The organism is Streptomyces sp. AcH 505 (genome assembly GCF_000818175.1).
GTDB lineage: Bacteria > Actinomycetota > Actinomycetes > Streptomycetales > Streptomycetaceae > Streptomyces.
In genome coordinates, this window is record NZ_JTIY01000001.1 from 6,141,353 (window position 1) to 6,142,422 (window position 1,070).

Sequence of the window (1,070 nt, forward strand, 5' to 3'; positions counted from 1 at the left end):
CGCCGTCCCCCAGCGCGGCTTCACCCTCGTCGCCTCCGGTGACGTCCTGCCGCACGACTCGGTCATCCGGCAGGCGAACGCCGACGCGAACGGCGCGGGCTACGACTTCCGGCCGATGCTCTCCGCGGTACGGCCCGTCGTCTCGGGCGCCGACGTGGCGATCTGTCACATGGAGACCGTGTACGGCGCCGACGGTGGCCCGTACACCGGCTACCCGTCCTTCAAGTCCCCGCCCGAGATCGCCCGCGCCCTGCGGGACACCGGCTACGACTCCTGCTCGACCGCGTCGAACCACACCCTCGACGACGGCTCGCGGGGCGTGCGCCGCACCCTCGACGCGCTCGACAAGGCGGGCGTGCGGCACGCGGGCTCCGCCCGGTCGGCGGCCGAGGCCAGGCGCCCGGCCGTGCTGACGGCGGGCGGCGCCAAGGTCGCGCAGCTCGCGTACACGTACGGGACCAACGACATCCCGTTCCCGGACGGCCAGCCCTGGGCGGTCGGACTGATCGACCAGGAGAAGATCATCGACGACGCGCGCGCCGCCAGGAAGGCAGGGGCCGATGTCGTGGTGGTCAGCATGCACTGGGGCACCGAGTGGGAACCGGCTCCCGACGCGCGGCAGTTGAGCCTCGCCAAGGCGCTCACCGCGGCCACGACGAACGGCAGGCCCGACATCGACCTGATCCTCGGCACGCACGCGCACGTCCCGCAGGCGTACGAGAAGGTCAACGGCACCTGGGTGATCTACGGCATGGGCGACCAGATCGCCGGCTCGATGATCAACTACGCGGACCAGCAGGACCCGCGCGGCGACCAGGGCTCCATCGGCCGGTTCACCTTCGCGCCCCCGGCGGCCAAGGGCGGCCGCTGGACGGTCAAGAAGGCCGAGTTCATCCCCGAGTGGATGGACACCGGCGCGGGCCGCGTGGTCAACCTGCCCGCGGCGCTCGACCGGTCACCCGAGCGCGGTGACTACCGCGAGGCGCAGTCCGCGATCAGCGAGGCGGTGCTCAGCCGCGGGGCCGCGGCCGACGGGCTCACGATGGGCCACTGACCCGCCCCGCCGGCGG

General features: G+C 73.3%; 1 protein-coding gene. It reads left to right on the forward strand.

What is annotated here, in order from left to right:
• A partial coding sequence (locus HY68_RS27345; protein ID WP_041993659.1) for a CapA family protein occupies positions 1–1,054 on the forward strand: 1,054 nt, incomplete at its 5' end.
• Positions 1,055–1,070: the final 16 nt, after the last annotated feature.